The organism is Pseudokineococcus sp. 5B2Z-1 (assembly GCF_037482305.1).
In the GTDB taxonomy this organism is placed as follows: Bacteria; Actinomycetota; Actinomycetes; order Actinomycetales; family Quadrisphaeraceae; genus Pseudokineococcus.
Map to the genome: position 1 here is coordinate 421,148 of NZ_JBBHZG010000002.1, position 19,164 is coordinate 440,311.

A 19,164-nucleotide genomic window follows, 5' to 3' on the forward strand; every position below is an offset into this window, starting at 1 on the left:
CCGGCGAGCCGCGCGGACGCCGAGCGCCCGACCTCCCTGGTGGGGCACCGCTGGTCCGCCCCCCTCGCCTCCCCGCCGGCGCAGCGCCGACCCCCGGTCGAGGAGCCGCCCCGCCCGAGCGCCGTGCCGCTGCCGGACACGGCGGCCGACGTCCCCGTGCCGGCCATGCCCGCCGGGCTCGGGGCGCTCGCCGCCCGCGTGGCCGCCGCCCGCCGCGCCGGCGGCCCCCTCGCCCTCGGCGTCGTCCGGTCCGTCACGGGGCTGGCCGTCGAGGTCGTCGGGCTCACCGCCGGGGTCGGCGAGGTGCTCGACATCGGCCACGAGGGCGTCCCGCCCGTGCGCGCCGAGGTCGTGGGCGTCCGCGCCGGCGTCCTCGCGTGCATGCCGCTCGGCACCGCCGACGGCCTGGCCGCCGGCGTCCCGGTCCGTCGCTCCGCCCCCCGCCTCACCGTCCGCGTCGGCGACGCCCTCCTCGGGCGCGTGCTCGACGGCCTCGGGCGCCCCCTCGACGGCGCGCCGCTGCCCGCGGGCCTCGCCGAGGTGCCGCTCGAGGCGCCGCCGCCGCCGGCCCTGCAGCGCCAGCGCGTCTGCGAGCCCCTGCCGCTCGGCGTGCGCGTTCTCGACACCCTCGTCCCCGCCGGCCGGGGGCAGCGCTTCGGCCTCTTCGCCGGCTCCGGCGTCGGCAAGTCGAGCCTCATGTCGATGGTGGCCCGCGGCGCCCGCGCCGACGTCGTCGTCCTGGCCCTCGTCGGCGAGCGCGGCCGTGAGGTCCGCGAGTTCCTCGAGGACGACCTCGGGCCCGAGGGCCTCGCCCGCAGCGTCGTCGTCGTCGCGACCTCCGACGAGCCGCCGCTCGTGCGCCTCAAGGCGGCGGCCACGGCGACGGCGATCGCCGAGCACTTCCGCGACCAGGGCCTCGACGTCGTCCTCATGATGGACTCCCTCACCCGCGTGGCCACGGCCCAGCGCGAGATCGGGCTGTCGGTCGGCGAGCCGCCCGCCACCCGCGGCTTCCCGCCGTCGGTCTTCGCCCTGCTGCCGCGCCTGCTCGAGCGGGCGGGCCCCGGCGTCGTCGGGTCCATCACCGGCATCTACACCGTCCTCGTCGACGGCGACGACCACGACGAGCCGGTCGCCGACGCCGCGCGCTCCATCCTCGACGGGCACGTCGTCCTCGACCGCAAGCTCGCGACGGCGGGCCACTTCCCGGCCGTCGACGTCCTCGGCTCCGTCTCCCGCGTGGCCTCCCGCGTGACGACGGCGGAGCAGCGCGCCGACGCGACGGCGGTCCGCCGGGCCCTCGCCGCGCGTCGCGACGCGCAGGACCTCGTGGACGTCGGCGCGTACGTGCCCGGCGCCGACCCGCTCGTCGACGCCGCGCTCGCGGCCGCGCCGAGCACGCGCGCCTTCCTCACCCAGTCCGTCGACTCCCTCGCCGACCCGGGCACGTCGTGGGCCGCCCTGTCGGGGCTCGCGCGGCTGCTCGACCCCGACGCCCCGCCGCTCCAGCACGCCGTCTCCCCGGGCGCCGCCGCGTGAGCGGCTTCCGCCTCGCCGGCCTCCTGCGGGTGCGGCGCACGCAGGAGAAGCTCGCCGCCGGTGAGAGCGCCATGTCCGCCTCCGAGGCGCGCGTGGCCCGGCGCCTCCACGAGGAGGCGCGCGCCGTGCTGGGCGCCCACCAGCTGGCCGGGGGAGGCCCCGCCGGCTGGGCCGCGTCCGTCGCGGCCCGCTCGGCGCTGCGCGGCGGGCTCCTCGAGGCCCAGGGCGAGGCCGAGCTGGCCGCCGAGCGCGCCGGCGAGGCCGAGCGCCGCTGGGCCGCCGCCCGCGCCCGCACGCGCGCGCTGGAGCAGCTCGAGTCCCGCCGCGCCGAGGAGACGGCCCGCCAGGCGCTCAAGGAGGAGCAGCGGCGGATCGATGACCTGAGGGCGGGGCCGAGCGGCCCCTGGGCCGACCTGCCGGACGACGCGCCGGACGACCCCACCGACGACACCGACGAGGAGCGCCTGTGAGCGGCATCGCCGCGGTCCAGTCCCGCATCGCCGGCATCCAGTCGATGATCGCGGACCTCGCCCCGGCGACCGCCCGCCCCGCGAGCTCGTGGGCGCCGGCGACGGCGGCTGGTGCCGCGTCCTCGACGGCCGGGGCCGGCGCCGCCGCAGGTGCCGGGGCCACGACGACCTCCGCCTCGGGCGGCTTCTCCGACCTGCTCGCCGGCCTCGTCGAGGGCGGGAGCGCGACCCGAGCGGGTGCGGCGGCGCCGTCCCGCGGCGGGGCGAGCGGGGACGACGTCGTCGCCGCCGCCCGCCGGTACCTCGGCGTGCCCTACCGCTGGGGCGGCACCGACCCGGCGACCGGCCTCGACTGCTCCGGCCTCGTGCAGCGGGTCTACCAGGACCTCGGCGTGCAGCTGCCCCGGGTGGCGAAGGACCAGGGGACCGTCGGCGCCCCCGTCCCTGATCTCGCGTCCGCGCGCCCCGGGGACCTCGTCGTCCTCGACGGCGGCGGCCACATCGGCATCTACGTCGGCGACGGCAAGATGCTGCACGCCCCCCACAAGGGCGACGTCGTCAAGATCTCGGCGGTCTGGGAGACCCCCACGGCGATCCGCCGCGTGCTGGGGGAGGGCGGCTCGACGGCCGGCACCACCGGCGCGGCGCACGCGGCGGGTGCCGGGGGGGCGACGACGCTCGACGCCGGGGCCGCGCGCCCCAGCGCGATCCGCAGCGCCGTCTCGGCCGACGTCCGCCGCTTCGAGCCGCTGTTCGCGGCCGCCACCGAGCGCTACGGCCTGCCCGCCGGGCTGCTCGCCGCCGTGGCGCAGCAGGAGTCGGGCGGCAACGCCTCGGCCGTCTCGCCCGCCGGCGCCCGCGGCCTCATGCAGTTCATGCCCGCCACGGCCCGCGGCCTCGGGGTCGACCCGATGGACCCGGCCTCCGCCGTGGACGGCGCCGGTCGTCTCCTCCGCCAGCACCTCGACCGCTACGACGGGTCCGTCCCGCTCGCCCTCGCCGCCTACAACGCCGGGCCCGGCGCCGTCGCCCGCTACGACGGCGTGCCGCCCTACCGGGAGACGCAGCAGTACGTGAAGAAGATCACCGCAGCCCTGGGCCTCGCCGCGTGAGCGCCGCACCCGTGACGGGCCGCGGCCCGTCCTGCACCCTCCCCGGCCCCTCGGGCGAGGGCCCGCGCCGCGGCGGCGGGGACGGCGGCTTCGCCGAGCTCCTCGCCGGCCAGGCCCGCGCCGGGGCCGCCCCGGACGACCGCCCGCGCGAGCGCACGCCCGTCGGCGACCACCGCGGGGGCCGCCCCCCGGCGCACCCGAGCCCGGGCGCGCACGAGCGGCGCGTCCTCGCGCAGCTGCGCGGGCCGCACCCGCAGGCCCGCGGCGGGGAGCAGGCCTCGACCGAGCCCCTGCCGCGCGACGCGGTGGGGCGCACCGACGGTGCGGCGCCGGACGGCTCCGTCCTCCCCGCGACGCCGGTCGTCGCAGGGCAGAGCGCCCCGGCCGCCGACCCGGCGCTCGCCGCCGCCGTGCCGACGACCACGCCCTCCGCGGGCGCGGCACCTGTCGCCGTGGACGCGGCCGCGTCCTCCACCACGCCCTCCCCGGCCGCTGGCGCCCCGGCCGCCGGTGCCCCGGCCGCTGGCGCCCCGGCCGCTGGTGCCCCGGTCGCTGGTGCCTCGGTCGCGAGTGCCCCTGCCGCGGCCGCCACAGCCCCGCCGGTGGCGGCGCCCTCCACCGCCCAGGCCCCCACCGACCAGGTCCCCACCGGCCAGGTCCCCACCGTCCCCACCTCGTCGACCCCTGCACCGACGGCGGAGGCCGCGGCGGCCGGCAGCGCCGCGCCGGCTCCCGCAGCCGTCGGCCTCGCAGGCGCCGGTGGCCCGTCGGCGGCGTCCGCGCCCGCGGCCGGCACGTCGCCTGTCCCGGACCCGGCCGCCACCGACGGGACGGCGCCCGGCGCCAGCCCGTCCGAGGACGTCGCGCCGGTGCCCGTCGAGGCGAACGTCCGTCCGGTCCCCGACGGCCCTCTCGTCGACGGCAGCTCGCCCGCCGGCCCGGCCCCGTCCGGCACCGCCCCGTCCGGCACCACCCCGGCGGCCGACGGCTCCGTCCCCGCGCCGACGGGCGGCGCCGCGGCGTCGGCCCCCGTGCCCGCCGGCGCCGCGCCGTCGTCGCCCGCACCCGTCGGCCCGGCCGACGGCGTCCCGCCCGGCACCGCGGCACCGGCGCCCTCGACGACGGCCGCCCCGCAGCCCCCGGCCGACGGCGTCGCGGCGCAGGCCAGCACCGTCGCGGACCCCGGCTCCACGGCTCAGGGCGCTCTCGGTGACGGCTCGACGGGGCAGGGCTCCTCGAGCCAGAGCCAGACCCAGGGGCAGAGCCAGGGGCAGGGCGGGCAGGGCTCGTCGGCCCCGAGCGCCGCTGCGGGGCAGGAGCTCCCGTCGCCGACCGGGTCCGCCGAGGGTCTCCCCGCGGCGACCGGCCCCGGCGGCGCGCCGGCGGCCCCGAGCACCGGGTCGGCCTCGACGGCGGCTTCCGCCACCCTTCCTGCGAACGCCGCCCCCGCGAACGCCACCCCCGCGAACGCCGCGGCGGCGAGCGTCGCCCCCGCGGTCGCGGCCGTGGACGCCGCGGCCCCGACGGGCGCGGCGGCCTGGGTGGCCGCCTCGGCCCGCTCGGGCTCCGGCGTCGCCGACCAGCTCGTCCCGCGCGCGGCGGCCCTGCGCCGCCTCGGCGACGGCGTCCACCGCGTCGTCGTCCGGCTCCAGCCCGAGGGCCTGGGCGCCGTGCGGGTGGTCGCCGACGTGTCGGGCGGATCGCTCTCGGTCCAGCTCCACGCCGCCACCGAGGCGGGCCACGAGGCGCTGCGCCAGGCCCTGCCCGAGCTGCGCCGTGACATGGGCTCCGCTGCCGGCGGCAGCGTCTCCCTCGGCGCGTCCGGCTGGGAGGGCAGCGGCGCCGACGGCGACGGCCGCGGCGCCTGGGCCGGCACCACCGGCCACGGCGCGGGCGGGCGCCCCTCGCACGGCCGCCCGGCCCGCGGCGAGCCCGTCACCGCCGCGGCCGGCACCTCGAGCGCCCCGCCGGGCCACCGGGCCGGTGCTCCCGGGTCGGGGCGCGTGGACCTCGTCGTCTGAGCGCTCCACTCGTCCCGCTCGCCCAGCCCACCCGATCAGCCCGACCTATCGTCCCAGGAGGACCCCGTGCCCGCCATCTCCGGTATGCCGTCCGGTTTCACGCCGGCGCCGACCCCGGCGACGTCCGTCGACGCCACGGGCTCCAGCCAGGCCGTCCGCGTGCCGAAGCAGGAGCTGGACAAGGACGCGTTCCTGCAGCTCCTCGTCACGCAGATGCGCTACCAGGACCCCAGCCAGCCCATGGACACGACGCAGATGATGGCCCAGACCTCGCAGATGACGACCGTCGAGCAGCTGACGACGCTCGTCCGCTCGAGCCAGGCCGCCTTCGCGTCGCAGCAGCAGCTGTCGTCGTCCGCCCTCGTGGGGCAGACGGTGCAGTGGGCCGACACCGAGCTGAAGACCTCCGGGTCGGGCGCGGTCTCGGCCGTCCGCTTCACCGCCGACGGCCCCGTGCTGCGCGTCGGCGACGCCGACGTCCCGCTCGCGCAGGTCACCGGCGTGACGACCACCGCCACCGCCTGACCCGCCGCACCGACCCGCACCCCTGACCACCCCACGCAGACCAGCGACACCGACCCGCACCACCCCGCCTGAGGAGGCGCCCCGTGCTCCGTTCCCTGTTCACCGGCATCAGCGGCCTGCGGGCCCACCAGATGATGATGGACGTCACCGGCAACAACATCGCCAACGTCAACACCAACGGCTTCAAGGGCTCGGCGATCACGTTCCAGGACACGTACAGCCAGATGATCGAGGGCGCGAGCGCCCCGCAGGCCGGCCCGCCGGACCGCGGCGGCGTCAACCCCTCGCAGGTGGGCCTCGGCGTCCGCGTCGCCGGCATGACGACGAACTTCACGCAGGGCGCCACCCAGTCCACCGGCCGCGCGACCGACGTCATGCTCGACGGGAACGGCTTCTTCGTCGTCGACAGCGGCGGCGAGCAGCTCTACTCCCGCGCCGGCTCCTTCGACTTCGACCGCGACGGCACCTTCGTCAACAGTGAGGGCGCCAAGGTGCAGGGCTGGCAGGCGGACGCCACCGGCGTCTTCGGCCCGCAGACCGGCGCGACGATGGGCGACATCAACCTCAACGCCTCCGCTCCCGCCGACCCGGACGGCGGCGTCCAGGCGCTCATGGGCTACCGCATCGGCTCCGACGGCGTCATCACCGGCGTCTACCGGGCCGCCGCCGGCCAGGTCACGCAGCAGGCCGTCGCGCGCATCGCCGTCGCGACCTTCGCCAACAACGGCAGCCTCGAGAAGGCCGGCTCGTCGATGTACCGCGAGAGCGTCAACTCCGGCAACGTCGTCATCGACCCGCCCGGCCAGGGTGCCGCGGGCACGATGTCCACCGGCGCGCTGGAGATGTCGAACGTCGACCTCGCGCAGGAGTTCACCAACCTCATCATCAGCCAGCGCGGCTTCCAGGCGAACAGCCGCGTCATCACGAGCTCCGACGAGCTGCTCCAGGACCTCGTCAACCTCAAGCGCTGACGCCCCGCGGGCCCGCGTCCTCCCCGGGCGCGCCCGCTCCCGCACCCGTCCGCCCGGTGCCGCTCGACGCGGCGCCGGGCGGTCGTGCGCTCCCACCCGTCGGCTGCCCGCACAGCGACCTGCAGGACACCCGCCACGCACGACGCCCGCTGACGTCGTCGCAGGTCAGGGGACTGGCCGCCCGCGCCGGCCGACTGCTCCGCAGGTCGCCGTGCGCCTGCCGCCGGTCTGGTCCGGACGGGTGGTCGTGCGCGCCGCCCGCCCGCCGGCGGACCTCAGCCCGCCCCCCGTCCGGCCGATAGACCAGCGAGGCCCACGGACGGGCCCCCCGACGAGCGGTGCACCCACCGCTCCACCGCTCGCCCAAGGACGGCCACCATGATCATCCTCACCCGCCTGGCGGGGTCCCGCTTCGCGGTGAACCCCGACCTCCTGGAACGCGTCGAGGCCACGCCCGACACGGTCCTCACGCTGCTCGACGGCACCAAGTACGTCGTCGCGGAGGGCCTCGAGGAGGTCGTGGGCCGCGTCGCGGACTACCGCGCCACCGTCATCGCGACGGCCCGCCGCCTCGCGGAGGAGCAGGCGGCCGCCGCCGAGCTCGAGCACCAGGTCGAGGCCGCGGCGCCGTGGCCGGACGACGTCACCCCCCGTCTCGCGCCGGCCGTGCCGCTGCGCCGCCGCAGGAGGTCCTGATGGATCCCGCAGCCATCGTCGGCATCGTCCTGTGCCTCGGGGCGATCCTCACCATGATGATCATGGAGGGGGGCAACCCCCTCGCGATCTTCCTGCCGCCCCCGATGATCCTCGTCTTCGGCGGCACCTTCGGCGTCGCCATCGCCGGCGGACTGCTCAAGGACGCCAAGGCCGTCGTCGGCAGCCTCAAGAAGGCCTTCCTCTCGCCGCCGAAGAAGATGGACCAGACGGTCGCCACCATCGTCGAGCTGGCCGAGCGCGCGCGCCGCGAGGGCCTGCTGGCCCTCGAGGACGCCGTCAAGGAGGTGGAGGACGACTTCCTGCGCGACGGCCTCCAGGCCGCCGTCGACGGGACGGACCCCGAGGACCTCCGCACGATGATGCTCGACAAGAGCGACCAGAAGGCCGCCGCCGACAAGCGCTCGGCCAAGTTCTTCAGCGACATGGGCGGCTACGCGCCGACCATCGGCATCATCGGCACGGTCATCTCGCTCGTCCACGTGCTCGAGAACCTCTCCGACCCGGGCGGCCTCGGCCACATGATCGCCGGCGCGTTCGTCGCGACCCTCTGGGGCGTGCTCTCGGCCAACGTGTTCTGGATGCCGATCTCCAACCGCCTCAAGCGGCTCGCGGAGGTCGAGGCGGCGCAGATGAACCTCGTCGTCGAGGGCGTCCTCGCCATCCAGTCCGGCTCCAACCCGCGCCTCGTCAAGCAGCGCCTCGCCAGCCTCGTGCCGGAGGGTGAGCTGCCCGCCGACGAGAAGGCGGCATGAGCGCCGGCGGCGCCCACGGCCGCGGCCGCCGCGGCGGGGGCGGACACGACGAGGGCGGGCACGACGGCCCGGACGAGCGCTGGCTCGTCAGCTACGCCGACATGATCACGGTGCTCATGGCCCTGTTCATCGTGCTCTTCGCCATCAGCCAGGTCGACGCCCAGAAGTTCCTGCAGCTCAAGCAGGGCCTCGCCGAGGGCGTCGGCGCCAGCAGCACGATCCCCGTGGACGGCGGCTCCGGCCTGCTCGTCAGCAACGGCTCCATCGCCGCCCCGGCGCAGCCGCAGACCGCGGTGCAGGCCGAGGCCCCCGACGCCGGCTCGGCCGGGCAGGGGGCCTCGTCCTCGGCCGCCGGCGGCGCCTCGGCGATGCAGGCGGCCCGCGAGGAGGTCGAGCGGCTCGACGAGCTCCAGCGGCAGCTCGACGCGTCGCTGCAGAGCGGCGGCCTGGGGGACCGGGTGGACTTCCGCATCACCGAGCGTGGCCTCGTCGGCGCGATCGTCGCGGACGACGTCTTCTTCGAGTCGAGCAGCGCCGCCCTCCGCGAGACGGGCCGTGAGGTGCTCGACGCGATGGCCCCCGTCCTCGACGCGGACCAGCACCCGCTCGAGCTGCAGGGCCACACGAACTCCCTGCCGGTCCGCGGCGGCCTGTACCCCAGCAACTGGGAGCTGTCCGCCGCCCGCGCCGCCTCGGTCGTCCGCCACCTGGAGTCCGACGGCGTGGCCTCGGACCGCATGACCGCCGTCGGGTACGGCCAGACCCGGCCCCTCTACCCGGGGGACGACGAGCAGGCGCTCTCGGGCAACCGCCGCGTCGACCTCGTCGTCCTCTCCGACCAGCCGGCCGAGGTCAAGGCCCTGCTGCCGGAGGCCGCCGCCGAGGCCGCCGCGAGCGCCGCGCCGCCCGAGCCGCAGGTCGCCCCGGCCGCCGTCGCGCTCGCCCCGCCGGTCGAGGCGTCCGCCGCCGACCACGCCGACGCGGGGGGCCACTGACGTGGCCGTCCAGCGCACCACCGCAACCCCCACCACGACCACGGAGAAGTCCATGCCCGCCAAGACCGCCGCGCCCGCCGACGCCGAGGCCGAGGCGCCCAAGAAGAAGAAGCTGCCGCTGCTGCTCGGCGGGGTCGTGGCGCTCGTCGCCGTCGGCGCCGGCGCCTGGTTCTTCGTCCTCGCCCCGGGCGACGCCGAGGCCGCCGCGGAGCCGGAGCCCGAGCCCGAGAAGGGCGAGGTGGTGCCCCTCGAGCCGGTGTCGATCAACCTCGCCAACGGGTCGTACCTGCGGCTGGGCCTGGCCCTGCAGCAGACGGTCGACGCGGCGGAGGCCGTCGACGGCAGCGAGGCGCTCGACCTCGCCATCAAGACCTTCTCCGGCCGCACCACGGAGGAGCTGGCCAAGCCCGAGGTCCGCGACCAGCTGAAGGAGGAGCTCCTCGGCGAGGTCGAGGAGGCCTACCCGGACGAGGTCATGGAGATCTACTTCACCGAGTTCGTCACCCAGTGACCCGGTGAGGACGTCGGTCCCGCCCCGCACGGGGCGGGACCGACGTCCTCGCCGAGGTCGCCGGCGCGCCGGGCTCAAGCACCGGCGCGGCGCGGCCGATGCAGTGGCGTGCCCACCACCCGATCAGCGCAGCCGAGCGCCACCGCCGGCCGGCCGGTGAGCGCGCGCCAGCGGCGCCGCGGCGCCGTGGTCCCCTGGGACTTCCGTGCCTCCGGCCGCATGGCGCGCGAGCACCTGCGCGTGCTCGAGCTCGCCTTCGAGACCCTCGCCCGCCAGTGGACGACGCAGATGGTGACGCGCCTGCGCGCGGACGTCGCCGTCGAGCTGCGGGCCGTCGAGCAGACCACCTACGACGAGCACGCCAGCACGCTCTCGGTGCCGTCGCCGCTCGTCGTCATCGGCACGGACATCGGGGCCGCCGGCCTCCTGCACGTCCCCGCCGAGGTCGTCCTCTCGGTCGTCGACCACGGCCTGGGCGGTCCCGGCCGCCAGCAGGAGGCCCGGGAGCTCACCGAGCTCGAGGTCGGGGTCCTGCGCGACCTCGGCGACAAGGCGATGGCCGCGCTCGACTACGCCTTCGCCACCATCACCCCGCTCGGCGCCCGCCGGACGGCCACCGAGCAGATCCCCCAGCTCGCGCAGGCCGCCCAGCCGTCCGACCAGGTCGTCGTCGCCCACCTCACGGTCACGGTGGGCGCCACCACCGGCGAGGCCACCCTCGCCCTGGTCCTCGCGCCCCTCCAGGCCCGCCTCGGCTCCTCGACCGCGCCGGCGCGCTCCGCCGAGGAGCTCGAGGCCGAGGCCCGCGCCCAGGCCGCCGTCGTCGGCGCCATGCCCCGCGTGCCCGTCGAGGTCGCCCTGCGCCTGACGCCCACGCGCGTCACCTCCGACCGGGTCCTCGACCTCGCCGTGGGCGACGTCGTGCCCCTCGGCCACCCCACGTCCCGCCCCCTCGAGGTCGTCGTCGCCGGGCTCGTGGTCGCCCGCGCCGTCCCGACGGCGTCCTCCACCCGCCTGGCCTGCATGGTCGTGTCCACCGAGGAGAACCCGCGATGAGCGCCCCCACCACCACCGCCCCCTTCGGGGTCGCCGAGGTCGCCGCCGCGGCGCGCGCCGCCGCCGGCCTCGTGCCCGCCCCCGGCGCCCTCGTCGTCGACCCCGCCGCGGACGGCGCCCCCGCCACGTGGCCAGAGCCGAGCGCCCCCGCCGTGGTCGCCACCTTCTCCGGCGCCCGCAGCGGCCTCGTCGTCCTCGTGCTCGACGCCGCCACGAGCGGTGCGCTCGCCGCCGACCCCGCCGGTCCCGGCGCCGACGGGCTCGCCGAGGCGCTGCGCCCGGCCCTCGAGGCGGCGGCCGGGAGCCTCGGGCCGGTCGCCCTCGGCCCGCTGCGGACGGCGACGGCCGGCGAGCTGGACCTCGCGTCCGCGCCCGTCGTGCCGCTGCTCACCGACGGCACCGCCCGGGCGTGGGCCTCGCTCGTCGCCACGGGCGAGCAGCTCCCGGCCGTCACGCCGGGCGCCCCGGTCGGCGCGAGCGCCGGCCTGCACCTGCTCCGCGACGTCGAGATGGTGCTGTCGGTCGAGATCGGCCGGGCCCGCATGACGGTGGCCGAGCTGCTGACCCTCGCCCCCGGCCGGGTCGTCGAGCTCGACCGCGCCGCCGGCGCGCCGGCCGACCTGCTCGTCAACGGCCGGGTCGTCGCCCGCGGCGAGGTCGTCGTCGTCGACGAGGACTTCGGCCTCCGCGTCACCGAGATCCTCGGGAGCGAGCAGAGCTGACCGACCGCCCCAGGGGCCCCGCCGCGCGACGTCGCGGCGGGGCCTCGTCGTGTCCGGGGCCCCGTGCGGTGGAGGAGGTGACGTCTCCTCCACCCCCGGGACCCTCGCGGCGGTGACGGTGACGCCTCCTTCACCCCTCGGGCCCTCGTGACCGTGAAGGTGACGCCTCCTTCACCCCGGGGGCCTCGGGGCGGCGACGGCGGCGCCTCCTCCACCCGAGGACCCTCAAGACGGCGCGCGCGGGAGGCGCGCCGGTGGGGTGGACGGCGACCTTCGGCGTCCGCGCGCGGACCACCCGACCGGCTCAACCCGCAGCCCGGACGTGCCGAGGAACCAGGCATGGACTCGCTCGGTCTCCTGCTGAGAGTGGTCGCCTCGCTGGCGGCCGTGCTCGGCCTCGTCTGGATGGTGCGCCGCGGGATGCTGCGCGGCCAGGGCGGTCGCGCCCGCGCCGCCGTCGGCAGCATCTCCGTGCTGGCGCGCCAGCAGCTCACCAACCGCGCCAGCGTCGCGCTGGTGCAGGTCGGCGGGACGGGCCTCGTGCTCGGCGTCACGGACTCCTCGGTGCAGGTGCTGGCCAGCCGCCCCGTCGACGAGCTGCTCGCGCAGCCCGTCGAGGCGGCTCCGCAGCCCGCGCCGCGCGGGCCCCGCGCCGTGGCGAGCCGCCCGGCCCCTCGGCGGCTGCTGCCGACGTCGCGCCGCGAGGTCATCGCCCTGCCGGCGCTCGTCGCGGCCCCCGCGGCGGAGGCCCTGCCGGTCGAGCCTCTGCCCGTCGAGCCTCTGCCCGCGCAGCCGGCCGTGGACGCCGTCGCCCCCGTCGCCCCCGCCGCGCCCGTCGAGGTCCTGCCGCCCGCCCCGGCGGGCGCGGGCTCCCTCCCCGGGGCCGAGCCCCTCTACGAGGAGCTGCGACGCCGGGCCGCCGCCGTCGCCGACCTGCCGCGGCAGGAGAGCCGCGGTGTCGCCCCGGCCCCTGGCGCCGCTCCCGTCCCCGCCTCCGCCCCTGCCCCCGTCGCGATGTCCGCCCCGACGTCCGCCCCTGCGCCGCAGCCGGTCTCCTTCGACGCCCAGCTCGGTGCCGCCCTCGAGGATGACGCCGCGGTCCCCACCGGCACGCCCGCCGCCCCCCTGCTCGCTGATGCCCTGCCCGCCGCGGCGGGCCCGCGCGCCGACGCCCGCCCGCGCCGCGCCCGGCACGGCGCCCGGGCCGCGGGCCCGCTCAGCGGGTCGGCGCTGTCTCCGAGCACCTGGGTCCAGGCCGTCGGCGCCGTGCGCGACCTGGCGGGCCGCCGGTGAGCGCGCTCCTCGCGGGCCGCGCCCGCGCCCTCGTCCTCGCCGCCGCTCTCGTGGGTCTCGCGCTCGTCCTGCTCGTGCTCAGCGCGCCGGGCGCCGCGGCGGCCGGCGCCGAGGGCCTCACCGAGGGGCCGGGCGTGTCGGTCGACGTCCAGGGCGTCGACGGCAAGCCGAGCAGCGCCCTCGTCATCCTCCTCGGCATCACGGTCCTGTCCGTGGCGCCGGCCCTGCTCCTCATGATGACGAGCTTCACGAAGATCTTCGTGGTGCTCTCCATCACGCGGAACGCGCTGGGGCTCACCGCGGCCCCGCCCAACCAGGTCCTCGCGGGCCTCGCGCTGTTCCTCAGCCTCTTCGTCATGGCGCCGGTGCTCGCGCAGGTCAACGACCTCGGCGTGCAGCCCTTCCTCGACGGCAGCCTCGACCAGCAGCAGGCGCTCGAGGCCGGCGTCGCCCCGCTCAAGGACTTCATGCTCGCCCACGTCCGCGCCGACGACCTGGCGCTCGTCACCCGCGCCGCCGACCGGCCGAACCCCGCGACCCCCGAGGCCACCCCGCTGCTGACGCTCGTGCCGGCCTTCGTGCTCTCCGAGCTGCGGGCGGCCTTCATCATCGGCTTCGTCATCTACGTGCCGTTCCTCGTCATCGACCTCGTCGTCTCGGCGGCGCTGATGTCGATGGGCATGATGATGCTGCCGCCCGTCACGGTCTCGCTGCCCTTCAAGCTCCTCCTCTTCGTCCTCGTGGACGGCTGGGGCCTCGTCATCACGGCCGTCATCGGCAGCTACGGGACGGGGAACTGATGGACGACGTCGCCGTCCTCGAGGTCGCCGTCCAGGCGATGACGGTGGCCGCCAAGATCGCGGCCCCGATGCTCCTCACGGCCCTCTGCGTGGGCTTCGTCATCTCGCTCTTCCAGTCCGTCACCCAGATCCAGGAGGTGACGCTGAGCTTCGTGCCCAAGGCCATCGCGGTCGGCATCGCCCTCATGGTCTGCGGCCGCTGGATGATCATCGAGATGGTCAGCTTCACCACCGAGCTCTACGGCCAGATCCCCGGCCTCGTCTCCGGGACCGGCTGAGCCGGTGGAGCTCTCGCTGCCGCTCGACGAGGTCGTCGCCACGGCGCTGGCCAGCCTCCGGGTCCTCGGCTGGCTGCTGCTGGCCCCGCCCTTCGCCTACAAGGGCTTCCCGGGGCAGGTGAAGGCGCTGCTCGCGCTCGCGCTGGCCCTCGTCGTCCAGCCCGACGTCTCGGCGCTCGTCGCCACCGGGCTGAGCGCCGTCGCGCTGCTCGTGGCGGCCGCGCAGGAGCTCGTCATCGGCACCGCCCTGGGGTGGCTGTGCTACCTCGTCTTCGCGGCCGTGCAGAGCGCCGGCGACCTGCTGGACGTCTTCGGCGGCTTCCAGCTGGCGCAGGGCTACGACCCGCTCATGCAGAGCGGCTCGTCGATCCTCGGCAAGGTCCACCAGCTGCTCGCGCTCGCGCTGCTCTTCGCGAGCGGCGCCCACCTCGTCGTCCTCGGCGGCCTCCTGCGCACCTTCGACGTGCTGCCCGTCGGGCAGGCGATCGACCTGTCCACCGTCGCGCGCGTGGCCACCGAGGGCATCGGCGGCCTCATGCTCGCCGCCCTTCAGATCGCCGGGCCGCTCATCGCCGTCCTCTTCCTCACCGACGTGGGCCTCGGCCTGCTGACGCGCGTCGCGCCGCAGCTCAACGCCTTCTCGCTCGGCTTCCCCCTGAAGATCCTCGTGACCCTCGTCCTCGTCGGCCTCACGGCGACGCTGCTGCCCGACGTCGTCCGCACGCTCGCCGACCAGATGGCCGAGACGGTCATGGGCACGGCGCGCGCGAGCGGGAGGGGGTGACCCGTGGCAGGAGGTGACTCCGGGGAGAAGACCGAGCAGCCCACCGAGAAGCGCCTCAAGGAGGCGCGCAAGGAGGGGCGGGTCGCGCGCTCGCCCGACGTCGGGGCCTGGCTCGGCATGGCCGCCGCCGGCGCGCTGCTGCCGATGACCGTCACGCGCGGGTGGGAGGCGGCGCAGACCTCGCTGCAGCACGTGCGCGACGTCGCGGCGACGCCGGACCCGGAGCTCGCCGTCGCGGCGCTGTCGGAGGGGCTGCGCTCCATCGCGCTCGTCATGGCGCCGCTCGCTGCCGTCACCGTCGTCGTGGCCATCGGCGCGGCGGCCGCGCAGGGCGGCCTGCACCCGGCGACGAAGAACTTCAAGCCGCAGTTCTCCAAGCTCAGCCCGAAGCAGGGCCTCACCCGCATCCTCGGGCCGCAGGCCTGGTGGGAGGCCTGCAAGATCCTCCTCAAGACCGCGGTGCTCGGCGTCGTGCTGTGGCTGGCCGTCAAGGGCCTCACGCCGGTCCTCGTCGGTGCCGGTTCCCTGCCCCTCGGCGCGACCGTCGACGCCGTCGGCGGCGGCACGGCGACCCTCATCCGCACCGCGGTCGTCGCCGGGCTCGCGCTCGCGATCGCCGACTACCTCGTGGTGCGGAAGCGGACCCTCAAGGGCGTGCGCATGACCCGCAAGGAGGTCATGGACGAGCACAAGCAGTCCGAGGGCGACCCCCAGCTCAAGGGGGCCATCCGGTCGAAGCAGCTCGCCATGAGCCGCAACCGGATGATGGCCGAGATCGCCACGGCCGACGTCGTGCTCCTCAACCCGACGCACGTCGCCGTGGCGCTGCGCTACGAGCCCGGGAAGGGCGCCCCGCGCGTCGTCGCCAAGGGCGCCGGAGCGGTCGCGGCGAAGATCCGCGAGCGCGCCGCCGAGCATCGCGTGCCGATGGTCGAGGACGTGCCGCTCGCCCGCGCCCTGCACGGCGCCTGCGCGCTCGGCCAGGAGGTCCCCGCCGAGCTCTTCACCGCCGTGGCCCGCGTGCTCGCCTTCGTCATGCGGTTGCGCAGCCGCGGCGCCGCCGCCGGCCGCCACCGGATGCCCGCGGTGCCGGCGGGCGTCTGACCGACCTCCGGGGGCGTCCGACCGACGGCGCCCCGCCCCGGCTCAGGTCCGGCCCCCGACGCGCCGATGGGCGGGGGAGACGGCCCCATCCCGGCCGACCCCGCTCGTCGACCCGCCGGCCGACCCACCCAGCCCCCGTGGAGCCTCGATGCCCGCACCCGCCCGCCGCCACCTGCTCCGCGACCGCAGCCTCGTCCAGAAGATCGCCGCGGCGACGGCCCTGCCGTGCGTGGGGCTCGTCGTGGTCGCCGGTGTGGCCGTCGTCGCCCTCGACGACGTCCGCGGCGAGACCGCCTCCGTGCGCGAGCGCAACCTCGCCGCGCTCGACGCCGTCTACGACGCACGCGCGGCCTACCTCGAGGAGCGCGTGCTCGCCCGCGACGTCCTCCTGCAGCCGATGACCGCCGAGGCGAGCGTCGCCACGATCGCGGAGGACACCGAGCGCATCGCGCAGGACATGGCGACCTACCGGGGCATCGCGGCGGACCCCGACCTGGCGGCCGAGCTCGCGTCGGCGCTCGACGCCTACGGGCGCGCACTGGCTGACGAGATCGTCCCGGCGGCCCGGAGCGGTGAGCAGGCGGCGCTCATGACCGCCATCCAGGGCACCTCCTCGGAGGTGGCGACCCTCACCGCGGCCTTCGACCGCGCGGTCGCCGCCGAGCGCGACGCGGCGACCGCCCGGGTCGACGCGGCCGCGGGCACGGCGCGCAGCACCGGCGCCGCCCTCGTCGCCCTCGCCCTCGTCGCACTCCTCCTGGGGGTCGTCGTGGCCGCGGCCGTCGTGCGCGGCATGCGGCGCACGCTCGACGAGGTCGGCCGCGTCCTGTCCGCCATGGCCGCCGGCGACCTCACGCAGCGCCCGCGCGTCGAGCGCGACGACGAGCTGGGGCGGATGGCCCGCTCGCTCGAGGTCGCGCAGGACGCCGTCGCCGGCGTCGTCCGCGACGTCAGCGCGGGTGCCGGCACGCTCGCGGCGGCTGCGGACCAGCTCTCGGCCAGCTCCCGCGCCATCGCCGGGTCGGCCGAGGAGACCTCCGCCCGCTCCTCGCAGGTGTCCGCCGCGGCGTCCGAGGTCTCCCGGACCGTGCAGACCGTTGCGTCCGGCTCCGAGGAGATGGGCGCGTCGATCCGCGAGATCGCCACGACGGCCGGCAGCGCCGCGGCCGTGACCCAGCATGCCGTCGAGGTGGCCGCGCGCACCTCCGAGCTCGTCACCCGGCTCGGGGCCTCCTCGGAGGAGATCGGCAAGGTGGTCAAGGTCATCACGACCATCGCCGAGCAGACGAACCTCCTGGCGCTCAACGCGACCATCGAGGCGGCCCGCGCCGGCGAGGCGGGGCGCGGCTTCGCCGTCGTCGCCAACGAGGTGAAGGACCTGGCGCAGGAGACGGCGCGCGCGACGGGAGGCATCACGGCCCGCGTGGCGGCCATCCAGGCGGACACCGAGGCGGCCGTCGCCGCCATCGCCGAGATCAGCGGCGTGGTCGACCAGGTCAACGGCTACCAGGGGACCATCGCCTCCGCGGTCGAGGAGCAGTCCGCCACCACCGCGGAGATGAGCCGCGGCGTCTCCTCCGCCGCGTCCGGCGCCGGCGACATCGCCAGCACCATCGCGGGGGTGGCCGCCGCCGCCGGCGCCACGCGGACCGGCGTCGCCGAGTCGCTCGGCGCGGCGACCGAGCTGAGCGAGCTGTCCGGGCGGCTGCGCACGCTGGTGGGGCGCTTCACGGTCTGAGCGGAGCGGTCGTTAGGCGCGAGCCGGTGCTCGTCCGAGCCGATCTCGTGGAGGCCGGACGGGTACCTACCGCCCGATCCGGCACACATGCCACCGGGGCGGCGGGCGGCTGGCTGCTTCGGCGAGACTGCCGGTCTTCCCGGGCGCTCTCGACAGCGCCCGAGGCAGATGTCGAGCACGGTCACATCGGTGGCCAAGGACCTCGGCGTGAGCCGGGCCACGCTCTACGGCACCGTCCTCGCCGAGGGCACCGAGCCACCACCGTCCTGGTGGGAAGCGACGCCGCCGGTACTGACGATGTTGGCGGGGCGGGCGTCCGCGACTCGGTCATGGCTGGGGGAGCGGGGTGCGGCGCCAGAGGTAGGGCGTCGTGGTGGTGATGGGGACCAGGCCGGACCGCTCGAGCACCGGTCGAGAGTCCGGGAGGCAGTCGCTGTGCAGCAGCCGCTTGCCCAGGCGCAGCGCGGACCGTGCCCGCGCTGCGGTCAGCGCCCGGTAGATGCCTCGACCGCGCCACTCGGCGCGCACGGCTCCACCCCACAGGCCGGCGACCTCGCTACCCGCGACCGGTTCGAGGCGCGCGGCGCCGACCATGCGCCTGGCGACCTCAGCGACCCACAGCTCCATCCCGTCGCCGGTGGCCAGGCGCCGCAGCAGCGCGTCGGCGTAGCGCGGTGAGACCGGGTCGCCGAAGACCTCGTCCTGCATGGCGCTCATCGCTCGGACGTCCTTCTCGGAGGTGACCTGTCGCAGACCGACCTCCGCCGGGATCGTGACGTCGATCGCCAGTGAGCGGGCGTCGCCCATCACGACCACCTCCTGCTCCTGCGGGGCGAAGCCGTGCTCGAGCAACGCCCTGTGCAAGTCGGGCGCTGCGTCGTGGCCCCGGGTCTTCCACTCCACGCGGTCGACCGAAGGGTCGGCGCGGTAGTGCTCGAGCGCCCCGGCCACCAGGTTGCGCACGGCGGACGCCTCCGTCCCGTCGAGGTCGCGGTAGGTGATGAAGCCGCGGCCACCGTCGAAGGTGACCAGGCGAAGCGGACCGAGGCGGGTGACCGCTCGAGCACTCGGTGTCTCGGCATCGGTCCGCAGCTGCTCGTCGTAGAGCGCGAGCAGAGAGGAGGGGGAGAGGTCCATCCGCGAGACCCTCCGCGTCCGCCCCCCTCGACAGCAACGGGGTTTCTCCCGCCGGACTCGGCTGGGTCCCGAAGGCGTCCGTTGAACCCCCCCTGTCCGGGACTGACCATCCGGACGAGGCCATCTATCGGGACAGGCGACGCCAGTCGCCGCTCGGTCACAGCCATGACCTGCGGCATCACCGGTAGACGGTCGTCTGCTGGGACGTCCCGGCGTTGCCGTAGAAGCGGGGATTGACCATCCGCGGCCTGGCGTGAGGACCACATGGCTGGGGTCTCGATGGCTACGGTGAAGCGATGCGGACAGATGCCACCTTCGTGATCTCTCTCGTGGTTGTCATCGCGTTGGCCACCGGGGTGGCCCAGGGGGTGCTCAACAATCCGGTCGTCGGCCTGATCTCCGGGCTGGCCGCCGGCGGTGCTGCTGCGCTGGTTCTCCTCGCCGTGACGTCGGTGCGCCGCCGTCGCCATGGTGGGACGTCCTGACGACCGCGCCGGAGTAGAGCCAGCGCGGACAGGTCGACACGACACCGGGAGGCCCGCGAGACCATCGGATGTGGGACAGCCGCGGGGGAGCGGTGGGTGCCGTCGGCGGGGGGCCGCAGTCGCTCAGCAGGCGGTTCCCGAGTGGAAGGGTGGT

20 protein-coding genes are annotated in these 19,164 nt (G+C 76.7%); 19 read left to right on the forward strand and 1 reads right to left on the reverse strand.

Annotated features, from left to right (window positions below; all coding sequences use genetic code 11):
• Window positions 1–165 precede the first annotated feature (165 nt).
• From WDV85_RS06135 to WDV85_RS06220, 18 genes are all read left to right on the forward strand, one after another.
• Complete coding sequence (locus tag WDV85_RS06135; RefSeq protein WP_445263240.1) at window positions 166–1,539, forward strand: FliI/YscN family ATPase; 1,374 nt, start codon at window positions 166–168, stop codon at window positions 1,537–1,539.
• Window positions 1,536–2,009, forward strand: a complete 474-nt coding sequence (locus WDV85_RS06140; protein WP_339569801.1) for a hypothetical protein — start codon at window positions 1,536–1,538, stop codon at window positions 2,007–2,009. Before WDV85_RS06135 ends, WDV85_RS06140 begins: the two co-directional genes overlap by 4 nt.
• A complete protein-coding gene (locus tag WDV85_RS06145; protein WP_339569802.1) occupies window positions 2,006–3,121 on the forward strand; it encodes a transglycosylase SLT domain-containing protein in 1,116 nt (371 codons plus the stop codon). Before WDV85_RS06140 ends, WDV85_RS06145 begins: the two co-directional genes overlap by 4 nt.
• Entirely contained in the window at window positions 3,118–5,142 is a 2,025-nt protein-coding gene (locus WDV85_RS06150; protein ID WP_339569803.1) for a flagellar hook-length control protein FliK, read from the forward strand. The genes WDV85_RS06145 and WDV85_RS06150 overlap by 4 nt, the downstream gene beginning before the upstream one ends.
• 66 nt (window positions 5,143–5,208) lie before the next feature.
• The gene (locus tag WDV85_RS06155; RefSeq protein ID WP_298802642.1) at window positions 5,209–5,667 is read left to right on the forward strand and encodes a flagellar hook assembly protein FlgD; all 459 of its coding nucleotides are present in this window, start codon (window positions 5,209–5,211) and stop codon (window positions 5,665–5,667) included.
• An 83-nt stretch (window positions 5,668–5,750) separates the two neighbouring features.
• Window positions 5,751–6,638: a flagellar hook protein FlgE gene (locus tag WDV85_RS06160; RefSeq protein WP_339569804.1), complete on the forward strand. Its 888-nt coding sequence runs from the start codon at window positions 5,751–5,753 to the stop codon at window positions 6,636–6,638.
• 378 nt (window positions 6,639–7,016) lie between these two features.
• Window positions 7,017–7,334 carry a flagellar FlbD family protein gene (locus WDV85_RS06165; RefSeq protein ID WP_171203559.1) on the forward strand — a complete coding sequence of 106 codons (318 nt, stop codon included), beginning with the start codon at window positions 7,017–7,019 and terminating at the stop codon, window positions 7,332–7,334.
• On the forward strand, window positions 7,334–8,107 hold the full coding sequence (locus tag WDV85_RS06170) for a motility protein A (RefSeq protein WP_171203558.1): 774 nt from the start codon (window positions 7,334–7,336) through the stop codon (window positions 8,105–8,107). Before WDV85_RS06165 ends, WDV85_RS06170 begins: the two co-directional genes overlap by 1 nt.
• Window positions 8,104–9,102 carry an OmpA/MotB family protein gene (locus WDV85_RS06175; RefSeq protein ID WP_339569805.1) on the forward strand — a complete coding sequence of 333 codons (999 nt, stop codon included), beginning with the start codon at window positions 8,104–8,106 and terminating at the stop codon, window positions 9,100–9,102. Before WDV85_RS06170 ends, WDV85_RS06175 begins: the two co-directional genes overlap by 4 nt.
• Before the next feature lie 52 nt (window positions 9,103–9,154).
• A complete protein-coding gene (locus tag WDV85_RS06180; protein ID WP_298802650.1) occupies window positions 9,155–9,613 on the forward strand; it encodes a flagellar basal body-associated FliL family protein in 459 nt (152 codons plus the stop codon).
• A gap of 108 nt (window positions 9,614–9,721) precedes the next feature.
• A complete protein-coding gene (locus WDV85_RS06185) occupies window positions 9,722–10,669 on the forward strand; it encodes a flagellar motor switch protein FliM (protein WP_339569806.1) in 948 nt (315 codons plus the stop codon).
• Window positions 10,666–11,391, forward strand: coding sequence for a flagellar motor switch protein FliN (gene fliN, locus WDV85_RS06190; protein ID WP_339569807.1), 726 nt, complete (start codon window positions 10,666–10,668; stop codon window positions 11,389–11,391). Before WDV85_RS06185 ends, fliN begins: the two co-directional genes overlap by 4 nt.
• 339 nt (window positions 11,392–11,730) lie before the next feature.
• Window positions 11,731–12,684, forward strand: a complete 954-nt coding sequence (locus tag WDV85_RS06195; RefSeq protein WP_339569808.1) for a FliO/MopB family protein — start codon at window positions 11,731–11,733, stop codon at window positions 12,682–12,684.
• The gene (gene fliP / locus WDV85_RS06200) at window positions 12,681–13,484 is read left to right on the forward strand and encodes a flagellar type III secretion system pore protein FliP (protein ID WP_339569809.1); all 804 of its coding nucleotides are present in this window, start codon (window positions 12,681–12,683) and stop codon (window positions 13,482–13,484) included. Before WDV85_RS06195 ends, fliP begins: the two co-directional genes overlap by 4 nt.
• A complete protein-coding gene (gene fliQ, locus WDV85_RS06205) occupies window positions 13,484–13,762 on the forward strand; it encodes a flagellar biosynthesis protein FliQ (protein WP_339569810.1) in 279 nt (92 codons plus the stop codon). Before fliP ends, fliQ begins: the two co-directional genes overlap by 1 nt.
• A gap of 4 nt (window positions 13,763–13,766) precedes the next feature.
• On the forward strand, window positions 13,767–14,546 hold the full coding sequence (locus WDV85_RS06210; RefSeq protein ID WP_339569811.1) for a flagellar biosynthetic protein FliR: 780 nt from the start codon (window positions 13,767–13,769) through the stop codon (window positions 14,544–14,546).
• Between the two features lie 3 nt (window positions 14,547–14,549).
• Complete coding sequence (locus tag WDV85_RS06215; RefSeq protein WP_298988680.1) at window positions 14,550–15,650, forward strand: EscU/YscU/HrcU family type III secretion system export apparatus switch protein; 1,101 nt, start codon at window positions 14,550–14,552, stop codon at window positions 15,648–15,650.
• A gap of 148 nt (window positions 15,651–15,798) precedes the next feature.
• Window positions 15,799–17,388 (forward strand): methyl-accepting chemotaxis protein, encoded by a 1,590-nt coding sequence (locus WDV85_RS06220; protein ID WP_339569812.1) that lies wholly within the window; start codon window positions 15,799–15,801, stop codon window positions 17,386–17,388.
• A gap of 327 nt (window positions 17,389–17,715) precedes the next feature.
• Here WDV85_RS06220 and WDV85_RS06225 read toward each other — a convergent pair whose 3' ends face one another.
• On the reverse strand, window positions 17,716–18,525 hold the full coding sequence (locus WDV85_RS06225) for a GNAT family N-acetyltransferase (RefSeq protein ID WP_339569813.1): 810 nt from the start codon (window positions 18,523–18,525) through the stop codon (window positions 17,716–17,718).
• Between the two features lie 317 nt (window positions 18,526–18,842).
• Here WDV85_RS06225 and WDV85_RS06230 point away from each other — a divergent pair, with 317 nt between their 5' ends.
• A complete protein-coding gene (locus tag WDV85_RS06230) occupies window positions 18,843–19,010 on the forward strand; it encodes a hypothetical protein (RefSeq protein WP_339569814.1) in 168 nt (55 codons plus the stop codon).
• Window positions 19,011–19,164 lie beyond the last annotated feature (154 nt).

Bases quoted from the DNA above. Each gene is read 5' to 3' on its own strand.
- WDV85_RS06135 (WP_445263240.1), top strand. From the start codon at position 166: ATGCCCGCCGGGCTCGGGGCGCTCGCCGCCCGCGTGGCCGCCGCCCGC.
- WDV85_RS06165 (WP_171203559.1), top strand. From the start codon at position 7,017: ATGATCATCCTCACCCGCCTGGCGGGGTCCCGCTTCGCGGTGAACCCC.
- WDV85_RS06170 (WP_171203558.1), top strand. From the start codon at position 7,334: ATGGATCCCGCAGCCATCGTCGGCATCGTCCTGTGCCTCGGGGCGATC.
- WDV85_RS06175 (WP_339569805.1), top strand. From the start codon at position 8,104: ATGAGCGCCGGCGGCGCCCACGGCCGCGGCCGCCGCGGCGGGGGCGGA.
- WDV85_RS06180 (WP_298802650.1), top strand. From the start codon at position 9,155: ATGCCCGCCAAGACCGCCGCGCCCGCCGACGCCGAGGCCGAGGCGCCC.
- fliN (WP_339569807.1), top strand. From the start codon at position 10,666: ATGAGCGCCCCCACCACCACCGCCCCCTTCGGGGTCGCCGAGGTCGCC.
- WDV85_RS06195 (WP_339569808.1), top strand. From the start codon at position 11,731: ATGGACTCGCTCGGTCTCCTGCTGAGAGTGGTCGCCTCGCTGGCGGCC.
- fliQ (WP_339569810.1), top strand. From the start codon at position 13,484: ATGGACGACGTCGCCGTCCTCGAGGTCGCCGTCCAGGCGATGACGGTG.
- WDV85_RS06220 (WP_339569812.1), top strand. From the start codon at position 15,799: ATGCCCGCACCCGCCCGCCGCCACCTGCTCCGCGACCGCAGCCTCGTC.
- WDV85_RS06225 (WP_339569813.1), bottom strand. From the start codon at position 18,525: ATGGACCTCTCCCCCTCCTCTCTGCTCGCGCTCTACGACGAGCAGCTG.